The organism is Streptomyces laculatispora (assembly GCF_017353455.1).
Lineage (GTDB): Bacteria > Actinomycetota > Actinomycetes > Streptomycetales > Streptomycetaceae > Streptomyces > Streptomyces laculatispora.
This window is the reverse complement of the sequence record NZ_JAFMPZ010000258.1, coordinates 1-3,575: the sequence shown is the minus strand read 5'-3', so window position 1 is coordinate 3,575 and position 3,575 is coordinate 1. Positions and strand designations below refer to the sequence as shown.

Sequence of the window (3,575 nt, the reverse complement as noted above, 5' to 3'; positions counted from 1 at the left end):
TGGAGTCGCTGCGGGCGGCGGGCGCCGAGGTCATCGGCGTCCCGGTCTACCGCTGGATGCCGCCCGAGGACATCACCCCGCTCGACCGGCTCCTCGACCTCACCGCCGCCCGCGGCCTGGACGCGCTCACCTTCACCAGCGCCCCGGCCGCCGCCTCGCTGCTGCGCCGCGCCGAGGAACGCGGCATGCTTCCCGAACTCCTGGGCGCCCTGCGGGACGACGTCGTAGCGGCCTGCGTCGGACCGGTCACCGCACTGCCGTTGCAGGCCCACGGGCTCGGCACCATCCAGCCGGAGCGCTTCCGGCTCGGCCCGCTCGTCCAGGTGCTCTGCCGTGAACTGCCCACCCGGGCAACTGCGTTGCCCATCGCCGGACACCGGGTCGAGATCCGCGGCCACGCCGTCCTGGTCGACGACGCGCTGCGCCCGGTGCCACCGGCCGGGATGGCCCTGCTGCACACCCTGGCCCGCAGGCCGGGCTGGGTGGTGGCCCGCGCCGATCTGCTGCGTGCGCTGCCCGGCAGCGGCACGGACGAGCACGCGGTGGAGACGGCCATGGCCCGGCTGCGTACCGCACTCGGCGTGCCCAGGATCGTCCAGACGGTCGTCAAGCGCGGCTACCGGCTGGCCATGGACCCGGCGTCGGGCGTCAAGTACGGCGATTCCTGAGGGAGCTGTCGTGCCATCAGGTGGGAGGCGCGCAGGAGGAGGGTGAGCGCGGCGGTGCACAGGACTGCCCGTACCGCGTTCCAGGCGACCCACGCGTCCTCGAACCGGTCCCGCACGGCGGCCGGGTCGGCGATGTGCGCCGGGTTCCCCGCCTGCGCGAGCTCGTCGTTGAGCGGGACGTTGACGCCCGAGGTGAGCAGGAAGGCGACGGCGTACACCGCGAACGCGGCGAAGAGCCACCCGCGCGGGCCGGGGGAGCGGCGCTGCTGCCAGGCGGCCGCCGCGGTGAGGATCAGCGCGCCGAAGAAACCGGCGAAGAACACCGGGTTCTCTATGACGTCGTTGATGTTCTGCATGACCTCGATGAAGGTCCGGTCGTCGCTGCGGCCGAGCGCGGGCATGACCGCGCAGGAGAAGACGTAGAACGTCCCCGCGACGAGGCCGGTGGTGACTGCGGCGCCACCGAGCACGAGGTGGCGGAGGGTGCGGTTCGGCCGGTGGGCCTGGCTGGTTGTCATGGCTCCAGTGAAGCGGCGGGGGCGGTCCCGCTCCATCGCTCAGGCGCGCAGCTCCATACGCGGGCGTCCAAGCGGCGCGCGGGGCCGCCGGCCGGCGACGAGGGAGCCCGGAGCGGCCGGATCGGGCCGGGATACCGTGCAGGGATGATCACTGACATCCACCGGCTCGACCCGGAGGTGCGGCTCCGTCCCGTCACCGAGGCCGACGCCGCCTCCCTCGCCGCAGCGCTGACCCGCAGCCGTACGTACATGAGCCGCTGGGAGCCCCGGCGGCCCGACGCCTTCTACACCGAGCAGGGACAGCGCGAGCGGCTGGCCGAACTGCTGGCCGACCGCGAGGCGGGGCGCGTGATGGCCTGGGTGCTGGCGGACGAGGAGGACCGGGCGGTCGGCGGATTCAACCTCAACGCCGTCGTGCTCGGGTCGTTCCACAGCGCCACGCTCGGCTACTGGGTGGACGTCACCTGCGCGGGCCGCGGGCTGGCCACGGCGGCGGTGCGGCTCATCTGCGACCTGGCCCGGGACGAGCTGCGGCTGCACCGGGTCGAGGCGGGGACGGTCCTGGACAACGTGGCGTCGCAGCGGGTGCTCACCAAGTGCGGCTTCGAGCAGTTCGGCCTGGCCCCGCGCTACATGCACATCGACGGCGAGTGGCGCGACCACCGGCTCTTCCAGCGCATCCTGCACGACGGACCGCGCACCGGGGAACCGGCCCCGCCCGGCGCCTGAGGGGCCCGGCGGCCGGGGTCCGCGCGGCGCCAGGGGTTACGGGCGGGGTTCGGGAGGGGCACTCTGGTGTGGACGTCGGCCGGACCCGAGGCGGTGACATGCGCATGGCAACGCGCAAGGGCTCGTGCGACTGGCGGTTCGATGCCGGGCGGCTCTGTCTGGACCTGGTGGCGACGGGGGCGGGCAGCGCCGACGCCCCCGATCCGCTGGACCGGCCCGAGCGGCTCGCCCACTGGCTGGTGGCCTCCGGGGCCGTACCGCAGGGCACCCGGCTCGCCGCCGTGGACCACAACTGGCTCGTGCTCTTCCGGCAGTTGAGGACCGCCGTCGACCGGCTGCTGACCGTACAGCTCGGCGGCCGCGGAGCCGAGGGAGCCCTGGAGCGCGTCAACGCCCTCGCCGCCGGAGCGCCGCCCGCCGTGCGCGCCGTGCGCACCGGGAACGGCGCCCTGGTGCGCGGGCTCAGCACCGAACCCGACTGCCGGGCGCTGCTCGCCACCGTGGCACGCGACGCCGTGGAACTCCTCACCGACCCGGTGGCCCTGGGCGGGCTGCGCCGCTGCGAGGGCGACAACTGCCGCCGGATCTACCTGGACACCTCGCGCGGCCGGCGCCGGCGCTGGTGCTCCAGCGAGGTGTGCGGGAACCGCGAACGGGTCGCCCGGCACCGGCGGCGCAACGCGGTGCCGTGACCCCTGCGGCCGCGGGTCCTGTCCCGCGGCAGCCGGCCCGTAGAAAATCCTGGACCCGGACTGAATGGATCGCCCCGCATCCCCGTACCGATGACCAAGGAGCTCAACAGGTCTCGACCGGGAGGTTCGGGTGCGCAAGGATGCGGCCGTGGCCGATGACCGTCCGCACGGGGCCCGGCAGCGCGGTGAGCCGCCCCCGTCCCCCTCCGCCGTCCCCGACGAGGAGCTGATGCGGGCGCTCTACCGCGAACACGCCGGACCGCTGACCGCCTACGTGCTGCGCCTCGTCGCCGGGGACCGGCAGCGCGCCGAGGACGTGGTGCAGGAGACGCTCATCCGGGCCTGGAAGAACGCCGGTTCACTGGGCGGGGCCACCGGTTCCGTCCGGCCCTGGCTGGTGACGGTCGCCCGGCGCATCGTCATCGACGGCCACCGCAGCCGCCGGGCCCGGCCGCACGAGGTCGAGCCGTCGCCGCTGGAGGCCATTCCCGCGGAGGACGAGATCGACAGGGCGTTGTGGCTGATGACGCTCTCGGAGGCGCTCGGCGATCTGACCCCCGCCCACCGGGAAGCACTGGTCGAGACCTACTTCAGGGGCCGCACGGTCAACGAGGCGGCCGAGGCGCTCGGCATCCCCAGCGGCACGGTGCGGTCCCGGGTCTTCTACGCACTGCGCTCGATGAAGCTCGTACTCGAAGAGCGGGGGATCACGGCATGAGCGACCACGAGTGGGAGCCCTTCGGGCCCCGGCCGGAGGGTCCTTCCGGCGGGCCCGGCGATCCCCCCGTCCCCGCCGACGGGTCCGGGCACGATGCCGCGGGCGCGTACGTCCTGGGCATCCTGGACGACGCCGAGGCCACCGCCTTCGAGGCGCATCTGGCCGGCTGCGCCGCCTGCGGCGACCGTCTCGACGAGTTCGCCGGCCTGGAGCCGATGCTCGCGCTGCTCGCCGGGTCACCGCCCGAGGT

The 3,575-nt window shown here is 74.4% G+C and carries 6 protein-coding genes; 5 read left to right on the top strand and 1 reads right to left on the bottom strand.

What is annotated here, in order from left to right; genetic code table 11:
* Positions 1 to 668 (top strand): uroporphyrinogen-III synthase (locus tag J1C73_RS14455; protein ID WP_207316729.1); only part of this gene is annotated, 668 nt, incomplete at its 5' end.
* On the opposite strand, the gene J1C73_RS14450 is transcribed toward J1C73_RS14455, so the two are convergent.
* Positions 617 to 1,186 (bottom strand): anthrone oxygenase family protein, encoded by a 570-nt coding sequence (locus tag J1C73_RS14450; RefSeq protein WP_207316728.1) that lies wholly within the window; start codon positions 1,184 to 1,186, stop codon positions 617 to 619. The genes J1C73_RS14455 and J1C73_RS14450 overlap by 52 nt on opposite strands.
* A gap of 144 nt (positions 1,187 to 1,330) precedes the next feature.
* On the opposite strand from J1C73_RS14450, the gene J1C73_RS14445 reads away from it, so the two are divergent.
* From J1C73_RS14445 to J1C73_RS14430, 4 genes are all read left to right on the top strand, one after another.
* The gene (locus J1C73_RS14445) at positions 1,331 to 1,915 is read left to right on the top strand and encodes a GNAT family N-acetyltransferase (protein ID WP_207316727.1); all 585 of its coding nucleotides are present in this window, start codon (positions 1,331 to 1,333) and stop codon (positions 1,913 to 1,915) included.
* A gap of 104 nt (positions 1,916 to 2,019) precedes the next feature.
* The gene (locus J1C73_RS14440; RefSeq protein ID WP_123471562.1) at positions 2,020 to 2,607 is read left to right on the top strand and encodes a CGNR zinc finger domain-containing protein; all 588 of its coding nucleotides are present in this window, start codon (positions 2,020 to 2,022) and stop codon (positions 2,605 to 2,607) included.
* Positions 2,608 to 2,737: 130 nt separating this feature from the next.
* Positions 2,738 to 3,325 carry a sigma-70 family RNA polymerase sigma factor gene (locus J1C73_RS14435; protein WP_207316726.1) on the top strand — a complete coding sequence of 196 codons (588 nt, stop codon included), beginning with the start codon at positions 2,738 to 2,740 and terminating at the stop codon, positions 3,323 to 3,325.
* A partial coding sequence (locus tag J1C73_RS14430) for a zf-HC2 domain-containing protein (RefSeq protein WP_207316725.1) occupies positions 3,322 to 3,575 on the top strand: 254 nt, incomplete at its 3' end. The genes J1C73_RS14435 and J1C73_RS14430, both read left to right, overlap by 4 nt.